Source organism: Mesorhizobium sp. L48C026A00, from assembly GCF_000502375.1.
In the GTDB taxonomy this organism is placed as follows: Bacteria; Pseudomonadota; Alphaproteobacteria; order Rhizobiales; family Rhizobiaceae; genus Mesorhizobium; species Mesorhizobium muleiense.
In genome coordinates this window covers 1-21065 of record NZ_AYWU01000031.1, presented here as the reverse complement: position 1 = coordinate 21065, position 21065 = coordinate 1, and the positions used below count along the sequence as shown (strand labels likewise).

Sequence of the window (21065 nt, the reverse complement as noted above, 5' to 3'; positions counted from 1 at the left end):
ACAGTGATTGGCTGAGGGCGGAAGGGAAGAGCTGGGCCTGCGCCCTCGAAACACCGAGGAGTTGGACGGGTTAGGTCCGGATCGCATACCAACCAACTTCCATGTTGTCAGGGCGCTTCCCCGCCGCGCAAGAACGACAAACCGCCGTCATGAATGGGAAGCAACAGAGGAGACAAGCATGGATCTCGACTATATCATCGTGCGTCGGATAGGCCCGGACGGGAATTTCCAAAACGGAATCGATGGGGGCGTGATGGGGGGTATAGCCAGTGTCGACGACGATGCGCCGATTGGCACCATCCTCGATGTAAGGACGGAGAAGCTCGACGACCAGCAGGCGCATGAAGCCAATGAGGACCCTGAAACGACTGCCATACCCAGTATGCCGGTAACACTCGTGCACCCGGTGGCAGCCGGTGATCTCGACTTGCCGGTCAACCCCGACGCCGTTGCCGAGGCCAAGGCCGCTGGTGTTGCTTGGGGGATCACCAGTGTCAGCGCAGACGCCACGCCCCGCGACGGTGCCGGCGTGAAGGTCGCGGTGCTCGACACCGGCATCAACAAGGATCATCCAGCCTTCGCTGGCATCGCCTTCAATGCCGGCAACTGCCGCAACTTCCTAGATTCAGCAAATCCAACGACCGACGTCACCGACAACAACGGCCACGGCACCCATTGTGCCGGCACCATCTTCGGCCGTGACGTGGATGGCACGCGCGTCGGCGTGGCGCGCGGCGTCACTGATGTCCTGATCGGCAAGGTGCTCGACGACGCCGGACGTGGCTCGACCGCTTCGGTACTATTGGCCCTACGGTGGGCGGGCGACAACAAAGCCAATATCATCTCAATGTCGCTCGGATTTGATTTTCCAGCCATGGTTGAGCGACTCCAACTGCGCGGCGCACCGGTGAAGGTGGCGGTTTCTGTCGCGCTGATTGCCTATCGTGAAACTCTCAAGCTGTTTGAAAACTATGTTGGCCTGCTGATGCTCGAGAACGCCAGTAGCCGAGGAACGGTCGTGATAGCGGCGTCCGGAAACGAAAGCCAAGCGAATGTCGATCCGAAGTTCGTGATCGGCGCCAGTGTGCCGGCCGCTTCGACGCCGGACGTGATCTCGGTCGGCGCAGCCTTTCGCAGCTCCACAAGCAAGCTCCGTATCGCGCCGTTCTCTAACATTAATCCGCGCGTCAGCGCGCCGGGCGTGGACGTGGTCTCCGCGGGCCATTTGGGCGGGTTAGTCCAAATGAATGGCACAAGCATGGCCTGCCCGCATGTCGCCGGCGTAGCCGCGCTCTACTGGCAGGACAATCTGATAAACAACGGTTCGGTAAACGGTGCGGATACGCGGGCAAGCGTGATCGCCAGTGCCCGCGCCGGCGACTTCGATCCCGACGTGCCCGCGGCCCACCGCGGGCGCGGCAATGTGCGCGCGCCGTCCTAGTCACAGCGCCAACGGCGCGGGCACTATCCGCCCGCATCGCCCACTACGATCCGCGACGCTGCACCGCCGACATAGGCGGTGATCAGGCTTGAGATGCCGCCCCAGGTTGGGTCCGTCGCCCACAGCGTCGCCACGCCGACAAGTCCGGCCATCAGCGCGACGATGGCCGTCATGATCAGATTGTTGCGACGAACAGTTCTTAGAAGACTCTCGACTGAACTGCCCGGCGGCGGCAGTAGGAAACTAGGCGGCAGCGTGACCTGCGGCAAGCCCGGCACGTTGATCGGCTCAATGGCCTGCGCGTCCGCCGCCACGACCCCGGCCGCTGCGGCGATTGCTGCCGTGACCTCGTGATGTTCCCGACAGAGCGTCGCCAACGCCTGCAGATCCTCCACGATTCCGGCTGAAGGCAAGACGAGCGCGCGCACTTTCGCCTCGAGTGCTTTTGCTCCCGGGTCCGCGCCGAGCGTGGCGATGGCCTTGAGCAGTATCTGCTTCGATGCGTCGGCTAGCGCGTACGCCTCGATCTCTTTCGCGTCGACGATTGCCTTGATCTTCCCCGCGCGAGTGGCGGCGCTTTCACCGGATGCGGGTAGCGGCCCGCCGTCGTCGACTGCGTTAGTCGCGGTGCGGAGTTCAACGGCGAGTGTTTTTGCGGCCGTTCCGTCTGTCTCTGCCGCCCCAAGTCCGCGCAGGGCCGCCTCGAGCCTGGCAGCGCGCGACCTTTGCGTGACGATTTGCTGCCAGGACCTGATATCGTCGCCGAGCAGGCGCAGGCTCGATCGGAATGCGCCCGGATCGGGCTCTTCCGACCAAGGGGCATCAAGTTTGTCGGCGATTGGCGACCAGCGCTCGGCAAGAAAAGCTTGCGCGTCGGCGGACATTTTCTTGAATGCATGCCACGGCCCGGATGCTTCCGCAAGTTGCTGAACGCGCGCCGCGAGCCGGCCGACCTCGCCCGCAGTGGGACCTGATGCACGAATTCGCCCCTCGGCGGCACGGAGTTCGGCATCGAGACGTTCGACTTTCGACATGAATTCCGCGTCGGTGACGGTGAGAGCAAGCGCCTTTAGTCTGTCAGCCACCGGGGCGAGGGCTATCAACGCCTCTGCAGCAGGTTTCCCGCTTGTACGCCAGTTTTGCAGTATCCAGCCACTGACGACACCGATCACGACAACAAGGAACGCCCAGGTCCAGTGCCAGCGTGCATTTACAACCTGCGTCGCTTCCACCCAGCCGCCACCCGTGCCGGCGAGGCCGACACCGACCCGATAGTCCCCCGGTCCTGGAAGTGCCCCGGGGTTCAGTTCCAATGCGCAAGCTGCGCCCGCGGCAAGCGGGGATGTGCAGTTGCCGAGGTTGACACTCGGTTGACCGGTTGATTTCAAGCCCAAATCGGTTCCTCCAGTCAAAGCCGTCGTCGTGAACACCGCTGGCTCCAAGAACTCGATCGGTTCGGTTCCGGCGTTGCGCATGGTGATCTTCACGATCCCGCCGTCGACGCCTCCGAACGGGCCGAAAGTGATCTGCGTCGGATTGGTCGTCAGCGTCGCGGTCGGCCCGCCAATCGGCGTAACTGCACGGTTGAGCAAAATTCCAATCCGCCATACTCGACCTTCGGCTCCGGCTGTTCCTGGCACGTGGCCGGTAATCTCGGTCATGTACTTGCCCGGTCGCGGAAGCGTCGCGGAAAGGGTATACGTTGCTTCGCCATTCGCCGGAAGGATCCCGCCTTCGCCGAGCGGTTCCGCGAGCGCCCAATCCGCTATCACCCGCGAGTGGTCGTCATCGCGCACCAACTCCGCCGCAGGCGCCAACCGCCGTTCGGCGCTCGATGCGTTGCGGATGATGATCTGCGCGTGAAGTGTCGGCCCGTCGCTCTGCACCGGCCAGACCACTGCACCGCCATCGGTCATGTCGACCTCGAGCGCGGTCGCCGCGACTGCGACCGCGAGCCACAGGCAAAGCGTCGCGGCGACGCGTAGCAGCATCGTCATACTCCGACGGTGGAGAAGACGCCCCAGCCAAGCGCTTCGTCCATCTCCGGAGAAAAGATGCCGTCGGAGCCGCGTGCGCCCTGCCGCGCGGTCTGGAACTTGTGTAGGGACTCAGTCGAGAACGGCCCCATCTGCCCGTCCGGTTCGGCGAGCTGAAGCTTGCTCTGTAGCTGGTCTACTCGCTGCCCAGACGATCCCTGTCTAAGTCGCCTCAACCGCCGCTGCGACAACGGATCGGCGGCGAGTCCGTCGATCCGCATTTTGGACGCAAGGCGCGCCTCGGCGCCGGTGAGCAGCATGTAGCGGAACTGCTTGCCTGGCTCGCCGTCATTGTCGGTAAAGCCGACTGCCTTGCGGAGCTCCGACCAGGGGCCGGAGTGCCTGCCCTCCTTGAACGTGCCCACAACGACCTGGCAACCGAGCGAGGAGAAGCCGGCCATCGTGCTGAAGAATGTCGGATGGATGTTGTCGCCGGGCGCGCAGCGGTCGACGATGTCTGTCTTCTGATAAGACAGATCGTCGGTTGAACGCCGCACCACGACAACGCGTTTCGACATGTCAGGCTTACGCAGCAGAAAACAGCCCGGTGTCGTCCGCGAGGTGATGTGTGGGCCGCAGACGTAGGAGTGCAGTCCGGTGGCCAGTATGTTGCCGGCCGAACGGTTGCGCTTGTAGAGGGCAACCGCAGCCTGGTTCGGTACGGTTGAAGCGGGAAAGACCGAGACAGTCCCAGTCGCTCGCTTCCAGACGCCGATGATGCAGCGCGGCGTATTGTGGTCGGGACGCTGATCCATCAATATCGGGCCGCCGCTTACAGTGTGGTCCTTGACGACGCCGCAGCCGCGGAGGCCGAACAACACCGTATCGCCCGCGCCCGATAGGTCGAAGTCGTTGAGCTGCGCGAGCAACTGGAGATCCTCAGCTTTCAACGCGAAGGACGCGTTCTGGAGCAAATTGCCGCCGAGATGGGCGTAGTCGGGCTGGACATTGTCTGGCGCCCAGGTTGCGCCACCGGCGAGAATACCGCCGCTCAGCCCGTTCTCGGCCTCGGCGGCAAGATCATCTTCTGACACCTCGGTCCAGAAATTCTCGTCGTTCGGCTGGCTGGCCGGCACGCTCTCTGCCCTTTCGGGCAATGGCGCTGCGGCAGCCGTGGCGCCCGCATCCGCTGCGGCTGCGTCGCCCCCGAAATCCAGCGGCCCGCTCGCCACGACAGGAGCCGCCAGCCCGGTGAGAAACAGCGCCGCCTCGTCGTTGCGACGGCGCCTCAGGCCGGTTTCGACCGCCGTGCCGACCCAGATCCGGATCATGGCCTTTAGCAAACCCGGTATGTCGCCAAACTTGCGACTTATCATTGCCGCTTTGATTGCCCGCATCTCGCGGTAACGGTCCTTCGGGTCAGTGGTCGGGTTGTGCGCCTTGGAATAGGACGCGCCACGATTGAAGGTCAGCGACACCAGCGTGCCGAAGCAATCCCCGCTGAGCAGGCCTGTGTTCGGCAGTGCGTTCTGTGTCATCAGGGCGAATTTTGGAAGAGTCTTCGCCTTGAATACGGCTTCCGACGGCGCCCATGCGACTATTATGTGTTTCACCGACGCCAGTAGCATCTGCATCTTGGTTGCGGGATCCTTGCCGCTGTGGAAGCCGACGCAGGTTTCGAGCAGGTTACGGTCCCCGGACGGGAGCGCCGCCCAGTCGGAGCGGAATTCGTCGCGCGTTACATAGCCAAGGTCATAGCCGAAGCCGATGGTGACCCCCGATGCCTCCTTCGGCCAGATCGGCCGGCTCTTGATCACCAACTCATAGAAAGCCTTCCCGCCGGTCTCGTAATCAACGATCAGCTTGAAAGAGGCGTCCGACACTCTGGCGGCCGCAACTGCACCATCGGCGCTCGCCCCGGCAACGATGAGGCTATCATCCGCCGCCTCCATTTCGAGCGTGACCTCTTCCTGCTCGCGATCGGCAAGCATGGCCTCGAACCCCTCGGCTTCGGTATTGGAAAGACCGAGGGCTGAAATGTCGGATCCTTCGAATGGTGGCATAGGTTCTCTCCCTGGGTTGCAAGTCATCAAAACGCAAGGCTTGGTCAACTGCTAGTCCGCGACAAAGTTGCCAATCTCGCTTTTTTCTCGGCGGGGTCGCAGTTCGAATTGTTTTTCATGGCTGATCTTGTTTACAAGTCGAACACATAAATTGCGCTTCGCGCAAGCCGGCAATGGTTGAGACGGCACAAATTTACATCGAAAACGTCTCCGTTCCTACTCGCTTGACGCCTGTCGTGTCAGTTTAGGAATAAAGAAGATGCCAATAACGCTCCCGCGGTCTTTGCCAGCGTGGCGGTCACGAACTTCGACCCCTTAAGCCCCCCACACCTTTAATCTTGAAATCTGCCCACCCACCTTCCCATCAACGACGCCAGCAACAACGCCCTCTGCGAGAGCTTCTTTGTCTCCATCGAATGCGAACTGCTCGTTCGCCATCGCTTCCGCTATGCTGGCGAAGCACGATGGCCGCTTCCACCTCATCGAGGACGTCTACCGCCCGTCATGTCATTCGGCTGGGCTACTCTCGAGGATCGAATACGACCGAAACGTAATGAGCAAACTGACGCGATATACTCGTGAACAGTTCACGGTATCGGGTCAACTATACGAGAGCGTCGGCGTGTGCATGAGGGTCAAGTCATTCTTTCTTTCTTCCCAATTGAAAAGGATCCGACTAGATTAGCCACAGTAAGATCAGTTCATTGCGGGATACAGCCCATATGAATTTCGGCCGGGTCAAGGAGCAGAAGCGCGTCGCGCTCGTGATCGGCAATGGCGCCTATGCTGGCGAACTTGCGCTTTCCAAATCGGCGAAGGACTGCGATGACCTCGCCAGGTCGCTGGGTGAACTCGGCTTCAAGGTCATGACTTGCAAGGACGGCAAGAAGAGGGACATGCGGGCGGCGCTGGACGCCTTCGTTCGCGACTGCGACGGCGCGGCGACTGCGCTGATTTACTATTCCGGCCACGGCGTCCAGTGGAAGGATGAGAACTACATGATTCCCGTCGATTTCGATGCGGATAAGAAGCAGTTTCTCGACGATCTTGTACCGATCCAATCAACCATTGCGGCGGCGACGAAGGCGGCGGAGGTAACGCTGGTATTTCTCGATGCCTGCCGCGAGAGCCTGTTCGGCGATCACTCCACGCCAGTTCACGAGTTCGCGAAAGCCAAGGGCCTGCCTGTCGACAAGCTCAAGACCGGCTTGGCGCGACCGCAAGAGGACCATGGTTTCGAAGGACAGATCTTTTTCGCCTATGCCGCCGCGCCGGGCAGGCTGGCCTATGAGGGCAAGGGTGGGAACAGCCTGTTCACCGAGGGGCTGCTCGCCAATCTCGACACCGCGGACCTGTCGCTGGGCAATCTGATGCTGCGGATCACGCGACATGTGCAGGAGCGGTCATCCGGCGCGCAGGAACCGTGGATGACGTCATCGCTCTCGGCGCCTTTTTTCTTCAATCCCGGCTCATTGATGTGGTTCTCGGCCAACATCCTCGGGCTGGTCGCGTTTCTGGTTGCGGTTGCCAGCCACACATCCGCGATGTACGGTGTAACTTGGCAGACCACGTACTGGCCTGACATTCCGATATTACGGGCTTTTGCCCTCATGGCTCTAGCCGCCCTGATCATGGTCGTCGCGTTCGGGATCTTCCTGCTTGGCTTGTCGCGCGCCTACGGCTTCGTACGCGGCGAGTTCGGCGACCAGCGCGGTGAAGGAGTGCTCACGCTGGCGCAGCGAAGCGTCTTCGGCGGATTTTTGGGAGGAATCCTTGCCGGGCCAGTTATAGCCGCCGCATACTACTTCTTCTGGACCAACACTGAAAACTACGAATACGTGCCATTTGGCTGGCTGCTCGCCGAGATCGAGATCAGCGCGGTCGCCACGGGAGGCCTGCTCGGCGGGGCGAGCTTCGTCATCGCCAACCTGCTGGCAGCCAAGCCTCCGCTAAAGGTCATCGCCTCGAATTTCTGGTTGGTGATCGGCGGAATCCTGGGCGGGGTCATCGTCGGCATCTTCGTAGGACCCGCCGTGGTTCTCTATTTTGGATCGTTGAACCGCCCGCCCGCATCGCCCGAGGCGCTGCTGCCGGGCAGCTTCGTCGGCGTGGCAGCCATTGTCTTCTCGGTGACGACTTACAGCATCGAGCGCACAAATTACCGCAAGATTCTGCGCGACGCCGGCATCGCCATGGGAGCAACGGCCATTGTCGGGGTGCTCAGCGGAGTATTGTTCTTAATCATCAATTCGTCATTCGACAATTTGATCGCGAGTCGGGTCGGGCACCCGGACACGATGGACCTTATCGTCACGGGCCTCATTTTCGGACCGATCACCGGCTCACTTCTCGGTGCGGCGATCGGCTTGGCGCTCCTGATGTTGCGACGGGATCGCAGAGAGGCGACAAAGGCAGCGCGGGCTAGATTCTAGGCGCAGCTACCAAGCCCTCACCCCGATCGGTAGGTTGGACGTCGGGAGCGAACACGTCGTTGCGGGCAGACTCCAGCATATGCTGCTCCACTTCGTCTGGCGAGGCGCGACCAAGAAACTGCGACCACAAGGCCGCGACTCCCGCGACATGCGGACATGCCATGCTTGTGCCAGTCTTCGTGTCGAGTGCTGAGGCGCTGTCGCCCTCCTTTGCTCGCGCCTTTGCCGACAACACCGCAACGCCGGGCGCGACAAGGCGTGGTAGAGTATTGGAGAAGTCGGGAACCCACAATCCTCCCGCGTGACGCTCCAGCGCGCCGACGGAGATGATTCCGTCGGCGGCGGCCGGCAGCGAGACGGGAATCCTGATCCTGGAACGGTCATCCGAGCGGCTGTCGTTGCCTGCCGCCGCGACTACGACCGCGCCACGATTCATCGCGCCAAGATGCCGTATGAGTTCGAGCATACCATCGAGCACCCTTAGATTGTCGCGATAGACCACCAACGCCTTGGCAATGGCGAGATCCATGTCCCATTTGTTGGCCATCAGCCTCTTGACATAGCCCGGAAAGTCGAACCCCACCGATATCGAGATTACATCAGCGTCGAAACCAACAGCCGCGTTGAGCCCCTGGACCAGCATGCCCACGTCGCCGCTCCCGTCGTCTCGCAAGACCTTGCCAATGAAGGCATCGCTCACGCCCGGGGCGACGCCGATGCGCACGTTGCTGACATTGCCGCCGAAGAAAGTGGCGGCGCAATGAGTGCCGTGACCATTGCGATCACCAGATCCCTCGCCGGTGAAGTCCTGCTCGACGATCGTCTTGTCCCTGAATGTTTCGTGGGCTTTGTCGATACCAGTATCGAGCACCGCGACCTTGACCCCAGCGCCCGAACCCGGAGCATCAAGCGCTCCCACCGCCTCTATCCCCCAGGCATAGTCACCGGCATCCTCTTCCGGCGTCTCGATTGTGAGCGGCTTCACCAGACAGGTAGGCATGGCGAGGCTGCCCTCGATCGTGCGCGGATCACCGCGCAGATCCGCAGCGAGCTTCGCATCGCTTGTTGACACAATCTGGACGCCGCCGTTGAGCATGGCGCGTCGCCGATTCTCTGCTTGATCCAAACTACGGCCGAGTCCTTTCGGCAGTCCGATCGGTGATTTGCCGGACAAGGTCCGGTCGATCGCGAAGGTATTGATGTCCTTCAGCGATACAAAATCTGGGACACGCAGAAAGATATAGCGGTCCTCTTCCATTGGGTTACCTGGAGCGCGATGCTTCTACGGATGCAGTTGGATTCGAACTCTAGTGATATCAAATCATGTAAATTTCTCAAACTGAATCGCCAGGCGGTAGTGTCTCAGTTTGAAATTTGAGCGCTAGGCGAAAGCGCCTGCCTTCGTTTGCTCCCATGGGCGGAAACGCCTATATGCTTACTGCTTTGGGATGCGGCAGCGGGAAAGGTTACGGCAACGTCGGCAGATGGCTCGAAGACAGTGACGGCGACCGCCACGTCGCAACCCGAGGTACCGGACGGCACCTATGTCATATGGCCGAAAGCCGCGAAGGCTTTCCAGCACGCCGCCGGCTACATCGACAAAGCGCCACACGCACTGAGCTGGTGGATCATCGCCTACAAAAGTGAGGAGGGGTATTGTCTGCACACAGGCTCGACCTCGCTTGGATGCGTAACCGTCACGGAACACCAAAAGTGGGAGGACATTTACAGCATCCTTTTGTTGGCGCGTTCTTCAGACAGCCTTTACTCGGGCAAAATCACCATCATGGGCCAGGCTCTCGTTGCATGACGCCGCTAAACGTCTAGACCGTGTCGCAAAAGACGTTCAGAGGGGTTGGAGCTTCCAATCCACAGAGCCATTCCAGCGAGTTTTTGCTCCCCGATAACGACCCAAACTGTCTAAAGACTGATGTGTTGGCTAACAATTCTCTTAGTTACCTTGGAAGATCTTTTTGGTGCCGGTTGGGGAAGACTTCCCCAACAAGCATAACTAGATTATCGTTTGGACGAGATCGAATTGGCTGAAATCGTCCAGGAAGTCGAAGCTTGATCGCCCCAAGGCAGATATGGGGGTCGGTATGGGGGCTGCAGCTATGAAAGCGAGCGCTATTCTAACGACTTGGATCGTCGGGCTGCTTTCCGTCACCCCATGTTACGCCCAGCCCGACGAGGTGGTGGTTGGACCTGTATCGATTTCCCAGGACGTGAATGGGATTTCGGTCGCAATCGTCGCAACAAGCTATTTCAAGGTCCGCACGGTGGATGGCCGGGCCGAGATCAAGGCCAGGGCCGTCGGCGATCTGTCCGACCTTCAGAGCAAGATCGGCGCGATCGTCGACACCTTCGAACTGCCGACGCAGAATTGTCGGAGCTACAGCGCCGATAATCCGGTTGTCTCGATTTCGAGGAAGGAGCTGCTTTTTCGCGACGGGACGCTGATGTTCTCGATCGGCGGAAATGTCACGATGTGGGATTGCCGTGAAAACCCGATCCCCAATTCCAAGGTCGAGTGGGAGATCAAGGATGTCGGTTTCGGCATCAAGACCAAGGTGCCCGTCGTGGTTACATGGCCGGGCGATCCGATCAAGAGCAAGCTGGTCAGCCAGTCGTTCGATGCGGACTTGCCTTTGCGCATCGGCAAGACCGACGACTATTCGGTCGAGCTCGTCCTGGGACGACCGGACATTGAGTTGAAGGGTCAGTTCGCGTTCATTACCGAAGGCGTGCTGTCGATCGCCGGCGTCGATATCAATGCAAAAGCAGAGGACGCCTTGAGGAAGGCGATCGACCAGAGAATCCTGCGCGCCTCCGTCCCGGACGAATTCCTGCAATACGGCCCGACGATCGAATCTGCCAGGTTCTTCGATGATGCGGGTCACCTGAAAGTGGAGATAGGCATGAACGCGATGGTTCAGGGGTCCACGATCACACAATTTATCGCGGAACTTCTGAAGTTAGGTCCGCGAACGGCCCAGTAGCGATCTCGGGCGGGAGGACATCGCGCCGCTGGTTGCGCTGACCTGGCGCGACTTTGGGGCCGAACCGACCACTCTGAGCCAAAATGCGCCGGGGGATGCGTCGCTCCCGGCGCATGTTGAACAAGCGGCGGAAATAGGGGGGCAACGATGTACAGGGCGTTTCTCAAAGCGGCGGCAAAGGCGAGTGATCCGAAGCAGGCTGAGAACCTGGCGCCTGGCATATTGCGGTTCACCTTCGAATATTCGCGCCCGCCAAACGTTTCCGAAGAGCGCCAAAAGCTTCGAAAACTCATGGGAAGCGACCGGTTTCAGTTCTTCCAGCTACCACCGGGCGAAGACCCATTGATCTGCGTGCTGCAGTTCCCGAACGTCGTTCGCGAGCAATCGTCAAGCTTCCTGTTCGATGTCGCGCAGAAGCTGGTGGATGATTTCGGTCTCGTATCCTGCGTTCCGGATGTCGATCCTGGTTGGATTCCCGACGATGACCTGATGCGCAGGGCGCCAGAATCCGTGGGCGGCATCGTCTGGGCGCTCTGCAAGTCAACTGCGGCTGTGCCGACCCAGCCCCGATGGGCGGTCACAGCGGTGCGTGCTGACAAGGCCTGGGCCGCGTTCGGGACAACGGGGCAAGGCATCCTGGTCGGCCAGCCGGATACCGGCGTCGCCGACCACCGCGAGTTGGAAACCGCGATTGACCTCGCCAAGGGCAAGGATGTTCTGGTCGGATCGGGCCTGCCCATAGACCCTCTCTCGGCGTCGATGTCATCGCCCGGTCACGGTACGGCGACCTCGAGCGCTGTCGTTAGCCGCTCTTCGCTGTCGATTATCGGCACTGCGCCTGGCGCGACCCTAGTTCCCGTTCGCTGCGTCAACGGCGTGGTTATCGGCGGCGGCGGCGCGGTCGCGGCGGCGATCGACCATGCGCGCCTCAAAGGTTGCCACGTCGTCACTATGAGCCTTGGAGGGCCAATTGAAGGCCCGGATCTGAAGCACTCGATAGCCCGCGCGGTGGACGCGGGAATGATCGTTCTGGCCGCCGCCGGCAATTGCGTGTCGTTCGTAGTGTATCCGGCGTGGGACAGGAACGTGATCGCAGTCGCCGGTGTCGACATCCATGACAAGCCCTGGAAGGGAAGTTCCCGCGGCGCAAAGGTCGACATCTCCGCACCTGGCGAAAATGTCTACATCGCGCGCCGAAACCGCCCGAACGATGCCGACAAATCCTTGGTCGAGCCCGGTCAGGGAACGTCCTTTGCTGTTGCTCTGACTGCCGGATGCGCGGCGCTGTGGCTCGCCCATCACGATGTGACAGCCGTTCGCGCGGAAGCGGCCAAGCGGGGCGCAACGGTGCAGGAACTCTTCCGCTCTGCGGTCAGGAAGACGGCGCGCAAGCCTGCCGACTGGCCGACAAGGTCCATGGGTGCTGGCGTCGTCGACGCCCATGCCTTGCTCAAGCTTTCGCTCATCGCCATTCCAGCGGTATTGCTGACGGCCGACTCCAACCCAGGCGCTTCCATCGTCGAGGCGGCGGGTGGCACAAGGCGCTTTGTCGCCGAGGCCGGCTATCTCGCTGCCGACAGTCTCCAGCGACAGAATCCGGCGCGCAGCGGCGCACTGGAGAGTGCGGCGCCGCCGCGCCCGAGCCGCGCCCTCGCCGAAGCGATGACATCGCCGGCGAAGGCCGGACCTCCGCCGAAGTCGCCGTTCCGTGCGGCCGCCGGTCCCAAGACGCCCTTCGTCGGCCCCCGCTCTCCTGACCTGACGTCGACGCAGCGCGGTGGCGCCAAGGGCCGCAAGGGCGCGCCGGAGATCACCGCTGGAAAAATGGTCGGTACGGCCGGCAATAAGGACGTGCTCGATCGCATCGAGAAGGCGCTGAGCCATCGTGCGCCTCGAACGATGTCGATCGAAGCCGCCGGAAGGGCGCGCACCGACATGATGACGCAGGCCGAAGAGGTAGTCGAGGCGTTGTCGAAGGGTACCGCGCTGCAAGGGGCGTCCCTGGAAATGTTGCGCGCCACCACCGAGGCGATCGTTCGGCTGACCGGCCGGCCGGCGATACGTATATCGGGAGGCATGGTCGATCCGCAGGATCCGCAGCTCGAGCGCTGGGCAGGGCATCTCGGCCCGAACCGAAAGGCTCTGAAGCCGCTGTTCGACGCTGTCGGCCGCATCGATACGGCGACAGCCGACGGACACGAGCATGTTGGCACCGGCACGGTCATCGAAGCCGGCCTGGTCATGACGAATCGGCATGTTATCGACGCTTTTGCCGAGCCCTTGCCCGCCGCGAAGGGCAAGCAGCGCTTCTTTCTCAACGCGTCAGTGTCGATCTGCTTCGACGAGGCGGCCGCCGACGACACGAGGCGGTTTGCTGTCAAGGGCGTGGTGACCGCCGGTCCTTCCAAGATCGGGCCCTTCGTCGACCTGTCGAAGCTCGACGTGGCCATCCTCGAAGTCGAAACCACAAACAGCGCCGGGCAGAGGCTGCCTGCGCCGGCGCCGTCCGGTCCCTTGCGCACCGGACCTGGCGCGAAGTCCAATCTGATCGTGGTCGGCTATCCAGCCGCGCCGCCGCTCGAGGCCGCCATCGACCTGGAAACCGGAAAGGTGTCGACCGAGATCTGGGACAGGTTCTGGGAACTGTTCGGCGACGACTACGGGATAAAATATGTCAGCCCCGGAGAAATCTCCAATGGGCCGGGGTCGGTCGTCGGCGATGGCGCGAGCTGGGCGTTCAGCCACGACGCGACGACGCTTGGCGGCAATTCAGGCGCTCCCGTCATCAGCCTCGACGCACCGTATGGCATCGGCGGACTGCATTTCGGCGGCCAGGTGCTGCGGCAGAATCTGGCACATGACCTCGCCGCCGTGCGCAAAGCCGCGCAACGCAATCCAAAACTTCTCGATCTCGCCGCTCTCGCCAAGTTTTTCGCATCGTAAGAGGAGGATTCCAATGCCGAGAAGCCAACACCCCGAAATCAAGCTTGGTCAACGCCCGCGGCTGCGCGACATGGTGCGACTGCGACGGCCGGGCGGCGAAGGCGAGCTCGAAGCGCACAACCGCCTGGAATCGGCAAGGACGGAGCGGGCGACGCAGCCGCGTATAACGCCCGCCGAAATCTTCGCCGATCGAACCGGTTTTGACGCGGACTTCCTGAGCGACTTCAAGGTCGCGCTTCCGAAACCCGAAGGAGCGAGACTTCGGGACGTGACGCCGGTCGGCGGCAATCGCGACGGCAGGCTGGATTATCAGAATTTTTCGGTGGTCATGTCGGCCGCGCGGCGCACCGCCATGTTCACCGCCGTCAATATAGAGGGCGCCCGCTCCGTTTCCATCGAACGCGACAGCGACAAATGGTCCCTTGATGGGAGAATTCCCATCGAAGCCCAGATCGGCGAGGAACTCTATACCGCCAACCGCCTCGACCGCGGCCATCTCGTTAGGCGCGAGGATCCCAACTGGGGGGATGGCGCGACAATCGCAAACAGCGACACGTTTCACTTTACCAACTGCGCACCGCAGATGGACATCGTCAACCAGAAGACCTGGCTCGGGCTCGAGAACTACATCCTGCAGAATTCGCGGGCCTGGAAGGAACGGTGCAGCGTATTCACAGGCCCGGTCTTTTCACCGAGCGACCTGCTCTTCCGGGACGTGCTGATTCCCAAGGCGTTCTGGAAGGTCGTTGCTTTCCTGTCCGACGACGCCCGTCCGTCCGCCACCGCCTATGTTGTCGAACAGGGGAAGGAACTCGGCCAGCTCGAGGCAGCTTTCGGAGCCTACAAGACGTATCAGAAAAGCGTACGACAGATCGAGCGTCTCACCGGGCTCTCGTTTGGTGCCCTGCCGAATTTTGACGGCTTTTCCAATGAGGAAGAACTGGAAGGCGGGTTGACCATCGCTGCGGAGATCAAGGTGCTGGGGGACATTAGGGTATAGGGCGTAGGCCGGCTCGTTGGGAGGGACATCAGATGGCGAAAAAGATCGAATGGGTGGTGCTGCGCAGGCCCCGTTCGCCCGGTGACGATGCGGGTCTGGTGGCAACCGAGGCCGCTACCGGACGGCGCCGTATCCTGGGGCTGGAGGCAGCCCCCTCGCGGATGACGACGCGGTTGGAGCGGGTCACGGTCGAGGTAGACGAAATGGATGGCGAGCAGCGCCGCACCGCGCAGCAGGACGACACCGTTCTGGCGTCCTTTCCGCGTATGCCGGTGACGCTGATCAAGGCGCGCGAGGCATCCGCCGGGGCGAAGAAGGTCGGCAAGGTTGCCTGGGGCGTCGGCGCGGTCAACGCGGTAGGCGGCGATTCCGATGGGACCGGCGTCACCGTGGCAGTGCTCGACACTGGCATCGACGCGACGCACCCGGCCTTCAAAGGCGTCACGCTCGTCCAGCGAAACTTCACCAGGGAAGCGCCGCAAGATCTCGACGGACATGGCACGCATTGTGCCGGCACGATCTTCGGCCGAGACGTGGACAAGTTTCGCATCGGTGTTGCCAAGGGTATCTCGCGAGCCCTGATCGGCAAGGTACTCGGCGAAGGCGGCGGCTCTTCCGAGGATATCGTCAACGCCATCTTCTGGGCGAAGCTCGAGGGTGCCCATGTCATCTCCATGTCGCTCGGCATGGATTTCGTCGGATATCAGCAGCACCTGATTGACAAGAAGCAATTTACGCAGGCGGAGGCGACGTCGATCGCGCTAGCCGGCTACCGGCAAAACAGTCGCGTGTTCGACAGACTGTCGCAGATGATGCTCGGCGTTGATGGCGTCGTTGCCGGCAGCGTGCTGGTGGCGGCGGCCGGCAACGAGAGCGACCGACCGAATTACTCGATCATCGTCGCGCCTCCGGCGTCGGGCGAGCGGTTTCTCTCCGTGGCGGCGCTCGGGTTCGACGAAAATAACGGCAAGAAAAAATACCGGGTGGCGAATTTCTCCAACGAAGGCGCTGTGGTGTCGGCGCCCGGCGAAGACATCTGGTCCGCCAAGGCGGGAGGTGGCCTGATCGCGCTGAGCGGCACCAGCATGGCGACGCCGCATGTGGCCGGAGTCGCGGCTTTGTGGGCACAAAAGAAGATGCCGCAGGGTTTTTCGGCGGATTGGGTCGTGCAACAGATCAGGGAAACGGCAATTGACCTTAGCCCGCTCGACCCGGAAGACGTCGGCGACGGGCTTGTGCAGGGTCCATAATGCGCGTCAATGATGTCACAAAGTATTAGAGGGTATTCATGCTGCGGGGCGGAGTCGGTGGCAAGCGGGCGGCCAAAGCCGCCGGAATAGCTCGGGTCCTGAAAGCGAATGGTGAGCATGCAGGCATGGCGATGGTCGTCGACAGCCGCCATGTTCTGACCTGCGCGCATGTCGTGAACGTCGCCTTGGGTGAACCCGCCGACGCGCAGAACCCGCCTGCGTCTAACGCGGTCGTCCAAGTAGGCTTTCCGATGCTGCCTGCGAGCGAGCCGTTCCCTGGAAGGGTAATCAAGTGGCGGGCCGCTGGAGAAACGCCGCTCGACGACATCGCCGTGATCAGGCTCGACAAGGACGCACCGCCGGAAGCCGGGCAGGCGCTGCTTGCCGATATCTCGGGCAAATCGCTGGATGGCGACCGCCTGAGCGTTTTCGGAATCGCCCCCGGCCGTAGCATTGGGAACCATGTCGATGCGCAATTCATGGGACAGAACACCGACGCTTGGATCCAGATCGAAGGCAGCCGGAATGCTGGGGCTTTCGTCGAGGGCGGCTATAGCGGCGGCGCGGTGTGGGACAATGAGCACGAGGCCGTGGTAGGCATGATCGTGCGCAGGTTCAAGTCAGATGTTGAACGTGTCGCCTACATGATCCCGGTCGCCGATCTGCAGGCGTTCTGGCCGCCTCTCCCGTTTGAGAGGCGGCCCTTGTCGCCATCCTTCATGCGCGGCTGGACCATCCTCTCCGCAGCCTTCTTCCTTCTGCTCTTTGCGCATTTCCAAGCCGAACGCGGCACCGAGATTTTCGAGCCGATCACGATGGGCGGGAAGAACAGGCTACTCAACGCATTTTGGGGCATGCATCTGTTCGCGTTCATGGCGCCAATAGTGTTCTATATGTTCCTTGTGTTCTCTCGATCCCGGCGTTTGCATCCCTGGGCGGCGCGCGTCCCTTCCTTCGGCAGTCTCAGCGCCATTCCCATCTCCTCAACGCTGCGCCGGACCGCGGCCCTGACTTTGACCGCCTTTGTCCTGCTGCCTCTGGCGGCGCAGGTCCATTTCATCCAGAAATTCGAGAGTGAAGGCGCAGTCTACATCTATCCCGATACATTCGGCTACACGCCGTCCGAACTGTCGGGCTGCTCAGCCATTAAGAACGTGCCGCTCTGTCTACACTCCAGTGCCGGGCGGATGCAGCTGGTCACGCCGAAAGGAGACCGGAAAGGCGGCTACTTCGACAACGCCTATCACTACGGCAATCACGGCGCGGAAAATGGCGGGTCGGTGACCTTCTTCCCGATCCTCCAGCCGCTTGTCATCTACGGCCTCTCCGCACTTTCGCTTGTGCTGGCAGGCATGTTGCTTTTCAGCGTGTTCTCTGCGAGCCGAGCCGGTGTTCCGTAGCCGCTGATTTCTGCGGTCGAACTAAACGTGTTCCTTCGCCATATCAGACCCTATGTGGGTTCGCCAAACATCGAAAACCGGTTCGTTAAGCGGGATGAGCGACCCGCATTTCAGCTTGCCTAGGGTTTTGGGGATGGGCTGGTATCCATTTATCGCAATGGCAGATAAACCATCAGTTGTCGCTTGGCAGTTAATCAGGTTCTTCCTCACTTAGTGTGGTGGACGGGCGATCGGCCTCTCGAGGAACTCCGGCGCTCGGCGCGGCCTTGCTTTGGGATGCCTGGGAGACGCTCGAACCGATGCAGCGCCAGCACTGGCTTGGCGGGCAACAGGTCAGCGCCTATCTCCGGGCGCGGAGCAAGGTCGGCTCGCATTTGTTCCGCTTCAATGTCGGCTTGAAGGCCGTTCCCAGAGAGCGGCGCCGGGCTCAGGTGCGAGTGACTCGCTTGATCGCTTTGCGATATCGTCCTCGGCCGAGGCCGGCATGAAGGAGACCGCCCGTCTGGCGCAGGCGCGCGAACAGATGGAGCGCCGGCTGCGCGGTCGCCGTTCGTCGAGTAGCCTGCCCGCCGTCGTCGAACTTGTCCTGTCACGGCCCGTCGTTTCCGCCGCCATGATCGCCAAGGCTGCGAAGGTAACACAACGCGGCGCCCGCCGACCTCGGCGTGCGGGAAATGACGGGGAGGGGACGCTACCGCGCATGGGGAATCCTTTGAAGCTCGCCGCGTTGTCATAGTTGCGCAGGTTGACAAAGTTGCTCTGATCGCCATATTTGAGTGCAGGAGATAAGGCACATGGCTGACAAAGCACATTCCAAGACTTCGACCGCCTCCGCGAAAGAGCGGGGCAAGACGCCGATGGGCGTGGTGACGATGTTCACGATGAAAGGCGATCCGATGAAGGCGCTCTCCGGGTTCAAGCTGCCCGCCGGGGCCCATGTCGCGATCGTGTCGTCGAGACCGGAGTCAGTCCGGGAAATCAGGAAGACCGTCCGCGGTCGCGTCGCCCGGGTTACCGAAGTGATCGAAAAGGAGCCGGGCTCGGCGCGCGGCGATGAGAGGTCGCTCGTCGACAAGACGGCATTTGAACCCGATGCCCGCAGCCGCGCGATGCTCGAGGGTATCCGCATTGCGCAGGAGGACCTGCGAGATGCCGGCGGGGCCTACGATCTCGATCAGGTCCGCACGCTGATGCGCGGCGTGTCCCGTCAGGCAATCGACAAGCGTGTGCAGGAAGGTACACTGCTTGCCGTTCCCGGCCCGAGCAATCGTCGCAGCTATCCCACGCTGCAGTTCAATCGCGATGGCACCGTTGTGCCCGGCCTAAAGGCGGTTCGCGAAGCCCTGCAGACCAGCAATCCGTGGACGGTCCTCAATTTCCTTTCCCACCCGGATGATCGGCTCGGCAATCGTAAGCCCATCGACCTGCTGAAATCCGGCGAGCGTGCTCCCGTAATCGAAACCGCGAGGCGGCACGGCGAGCAGGGGGCGTGAGCGGCCCGCTCCCTCCCGCCGATCTCGTCCGACGAAATCCAGAACTGGTCGAGCTTCGAGCAGGGGAGAGCCTGCACCGCTTCTATACCAGCAAGCTAGAGCCGATCTTCTTCGACACCTCGACGACCGGGCGCTTCAACGCTCCAGATGCGTCCTACGGCGTGCTTTACACGGCGAAGGGGGCCAGCGGTGCCTTCGCGGAAACCTTCCTGCGCACACCAGGTCGCACGCTCATCGACAGTGACCTGCTCCAGCGGAAGGCCTATGTCCACCTTAGCGCAAAAAGAGATCTGAAACTGATCCGGCTCGCCGGGACCGGCCTGGCGCGCCTCGGCGCCACCGGCGAGGTTTCGCACGGTGGCCTGCCCTATGACGTCCCGCAAACCTGGTCCCAGGCTCTGCTTCGGCATCCGATCAACGCGGATGGAATAGCCTACCACGCCCGGCATGACGACACCGAGCTTTGCTATGCGCTGTTTGATCGGTCAGCCGGCGCAATCGAAGAAAAAGAACGTCAAGTCGATCTCGATCAGGATTGGTTCTGGCGCATCGCCGAACGCTACGGCGTCGGCTTGGCCCCATAGGCCATGAGGGTCAGCCACCGTAAAGCTGCTTTATTGCCGAACTATCCAGCCCGCCCATTTGCGCCGCCGGCCCCGCATTCACGATCAGGCGGGCATCAGATTCAGGAATGAAATCGTGTCGCTTGGCAGTTAATGGGGTTCTTCCTCACTTTGTGTGGTTCATCCGCTGTTAGTGGCGCTCTCGCTATGGGCGGGCATGCGAACAAAATCGAAATGGTCACCCGGCCCAGGGGTCAAGATTCTGGGTGTCGCGCTCNGTCGCTATGGGCGGGCATGCGAACAAAATCGAAATGGTCACCCGGCCCAGGGGTCAAGATTCTGGGTGTCGCGCTCGCTGTTGATGACAGTTGGGTTGTTTCAGCTGCCGGATCCGCGATCGGCATTTGCCCCGATTGTGGTCGGCGAAGCCGAAGTCGGCATGGCTGGTCCAACCGTCACCTCCAGGATCTGCCAGTCCAGGGCAGGCCGGTGACAGTTAAGCTCCTGCTGCGCCGCTGGCGGTGCTCATATCGCAAATGTGAGCGACAAACGTTCACCGACCGGCTGCCGATGATCGCTGCTCCTTATGCGCGTCGGACGAGAAGGGTCGGGGAGATTGTTGGCCTGCTTGGCCACAGCACTGGCGGCCGTCCTGGCGAGCGCTTGATGGAACGGCTCGGCATGCCGGTCAGCGACGACACCATCCTGCGGCAGTTGAAGCGGGATGCCACGGTCGCTCACCGCAACTCCGAGGTCCGGGTGGTCGGCATCGATGACTGGAGTTGGCGGCGGGCGACAAGCTACGGGACCATCGTGGTTGATCTCGAGCGCCGCTCGGTTGTCGACATTCTGGACGATCGGAGCGTTGAGAGTGCGGCCAAGTGGCTGCGGAGCCATCCTTCGGTCGAAGTCGTCAGCCGGGACCGCTGCGGCCTCTATGCGCAGGCTGTTCGCGAGGGCGCACCACAGGCGCGACAGGTTGCCGATCGATTTCACCTGGTCCAGAATCTTCGCTCGGCCATCGAAGAACAGATGAGCCTTTCTGGACGTGCCACCGGCAGGGCCATCCTGTCGGAGGANGCAATCGTCGACGCTGCGACACATCGCCGGCGCGCCCGTCTCGCGCATAGGCAAGCTCGTCAGGAGATACTCGAAACGCTCCACGCTTTGCGCGACGAGGGACTGTCGTATAGCGAGATCGCCCGCCGGACCGGCTATGAACGTCGCAGCGTTGCGAATTGGCTCAAGTTCAAGGCTCCGCCAGACAGGCGGCGCGCAGCATTGAACCCCACATCACCTTGGTATTTCGAAGCCTTCCTCGCCCAATGCTGGAAGGATGGGAACCGCTGCGGACGGCACCTGTTTCATGACGTCAAGCAGCGCGGCTACACTGGCAGTTTCGCCAATCTGGAGCGGCTTCTCGGAGCCTGGCGGCGGGCCGAAAGAGAGCAGGCCGATGACATTCAGTCTCCCGCGCTGAACTTGGAGCCGGTTCGAGATCCGGA

At 61.7% G+C, this 21065-nt stretch carries 14 protein-coding genes and 1 pseudogene; 12 read left to right on the top strand and 3 right to left on the bottom strand.

Translation table 11 applies throughout. The features are described from left to right. Positions 1-178: 178 nt before the first annotated feature. Positions 179-1441, top strand: a complete 1263-nt coding sequence (locus tag X738_RS74410; RefSeq protein ID WP_023802826.1) for a S8 family serine peptidase — start codon at positions 179-181, stop codon at positions 1439-1441. A 23-nt stretch (positions 1442-1464) separates the two neighbouring features. On the opposite strand, the gene X738_RS74405 is transcribed toward X738_RS74410, so the two are convergent. Together X738_RS74405 and X738_RS74400 are read right to left on the bottom strand one after the other, a co-directional pair. Beyond that, the gene (locus tag X738_RS74405; protein WP_156942706.1) at positions 1465-3357 is read right to left on the bottom strand and encodes a hypothetical protein; all 1893 of its coding nucleotides are present in this window, start codon (positions 3355-3357) and stop codon (positions 1465-1467) included. A 77-nt stretch (positions 3358-3434) separates the two neighbouring features. Further along, entirely contained in the window at positions 3435-5480 is a 2046-nt protein-coding gene (locus X738_RS74400) for a hypothetical protein (protein ID WP_023802824.1), read from the bottom strand. A 722-nt stretch (positions 5481-6202) separates the two neighbouring features. Here X738_RS74400 and X738_RS74390 point away from each other — a divergent pair. After that, a complete protein-coding gene (locus X738_RS74390) occupies positions 6203-7912 on the top strand; it encodes a caspase family protein (RefSeq protein ID WP_023802821.1) in 1710 nt (569 codons plus the stop codon). Here X738_RS74390 and X738_RS74385 read toward each other — a convergent pair. Then, entirely contained in the window at positions 7902-9170 is a 1269-nt protein-coding gene (locus X738_RS74385; RefSeq protein ID WP_023802820.1) for a S8 family serine peptidase, read from the bottom strand. The genes X738_RS74390 and X738_RS74385 overlap by 11 nt on opposite strands. Before the next feature lie 240 nt (positions 9171-9410). On the opposite strand from X738_RS74385, the gene X738_RS0143720 reads away from it, so the two are divergent. The 10 genes and pseudogenes from X738_RS0143720 to X738_RS74340 all read left to right on the top strand — a co-directional run. Continuing rightward, a complete protein-coding gene (locus X738_RS0143720) occupies positions 9411-9722 on the top strand; it encodes a hypothetical protein (RefSeq protein ID WP_023802819.1) in 312 nt (103 codons plus the stop codon). A 304-nt stretch (positions 9723-10026) separates the two neighbouring features. Then, a complete protein-coding gene (locus X738_RS74380) occupies positions 10027-10911 on the top strand; it encodes a hypothetical protein (protein WP_023802818.1) in 885 nt (294 codons plus the stop codon). A 147-nt stretch (positions 10912-11058) separates the two neighbouring features. Then, positions 11059-13854, top strand: coding sequence for a S8 family serine peptidase (locus X738_RS81240; RefSeq protein WP_023802817.1), 2796 nt, complete (start codon positions 11059-11061; stop codon positions 13852-13854). Between the two features lie 13 nt (positions 13855-13867). Next, positions 13868-14854: a DNA/RNA non-specific endonuclease gene (locus X738_RS74370; protein WP_023802816.1), complete on the top strand. Its 987-nt coding sequence runs from the start codon at positions 13868-13870 to the stop codon at positions 14852-14854. A gap of 32 nt (positions 14855-14886) precedes the next feature. Beyond that, complete coding sequence (locus X738_RS74365; protein WP_023802815.1) at positions 14887-16104, top strand: S8 family peptidase; 1218 nt, start codon at positions 14887-14889, stop codon at positions 16102-16104. A 38-nt stretch (positions 16105-16142) separates the two neighbouring features. Then, complete coding sequence (locus X738_RS74360) at positions 16143-17504, top strand: trypsin-like serine peptidase (RefSeq protein ID WP_031256496.1); 1362 nt, start codon at positions 16143-16145, stop codon at positions 17502-17504. Between the two features lie 251 nt (positions 17505-17755). Then, positions 17756-18220 (top strand): annotated as a pseudogene (locus X738_RS89340) (DUF1612 domain-containing protein); the annotation flags it as partial. Between the two features lie 141 nt (positions 18221-18361). Continuing rightward, positions 18362-18997, top strand: a complete 636-nt coding sequence (locus tag X738_RS74350; protein WP_245277816.1) for a hypothetical protein — start codon at positions 18362-18364, stop codon at positions 18995-18997. Further along, positions 18994-19581, top strand: coding sequence for an RES family NAD+ phosphorylase (locus X738_RS74345; RefSeq protein ID WP_023802810.1), 588 nt, complete (start codon positions 18994-18996; stop codon positions 19579-19581). The genes X738_RS74350 and X738_RS74345 overlap by 4 nt, the downstream gene beginning before the upstream one ends. Positions 19582-19854: 273 nt before the next feature. Beyond that, the coding region (locus X738_RS74340) for an ISL3 family transposase (protein WP_245277817.1) at positions 19855-21065 on the top strand (1211 nt) is incomplete at its 3' end.

Coding starts and splice junctions, on each gene's coding strand:
- X738_RS81240 (WP_023802817.1), top strand. CDS start 11,059: ATGTACAGGGCGTTTCTCAAAGCGGCGGCAAAGGCGAGTGATCCGAAG.
- X738_RS74400 (WP_023802824.1), bottom strand. CDS start 5,480: ATGCCACCATTCGAAGGATCCGACATTTCAGCCCTCGGTCTTTCCAAT.
- X738_RS74360 (WP_031256496.1), top strand. CDS start 16,143: ATGCTGCGGGGCGGAGTCGGTGGCAAGCGGGCGGCCAAAGCCGCCGGA.
- X738_RS74365 (WP_023802815.1), top strand. CDS start 14,887: ATGGCGAAAAAGATCGAATGGGTGGTGCTGCGCAGGCCCCGTTCGCCC.
- X738_RS74385 (WP_023802820.1), bottom strand. CDS start 9,170: ATGGAAGAGGACCGCTATATCTTTCTGCGTGTCCCAGATTTTGTATCG.
- X738_RS74380 (WP_023802818.1), top strand. CDS start 10,027: ATGAAAGCGAGCGCTATTCTAACGACTTGGATCGTCGGGCTGCTTTCC.
- X738_RS74370 (WP_023802816.1), top strand. CDS start 13,868: ATGCCGAGAAGCCAACACCCCGAAATCAAGCTTGGTCAACGCCCGCGG.
- X738_RS74410 (WP_023802826.1), top strand. CDS start 179: ATGGATCTCGACTATATCATCGTGCGTCGGATAGGCCCGGACGGGAAT.
- X738_RS74350 (WP_245277816.1), top strand. CDS start 18,362: ATGGGCGTGGTGACGATGTTCACGATGAAAGGCGATCCGATGAAGGCG.
- X738_RS74405 (WP_156942706.1), bottom strand. CDS start 3,357: ATGACCGATGGCGGTGCAGTGGTCTGGCCGGTGCAGAGCGACGGGCCG.
- X738_RS74390 (WP_023802821.1), top strand. CDS start 6,203: ATGAATTTCGGCCGGGTCAAGGAGCAGAAGCGCGTCGCGCTCGTGATC.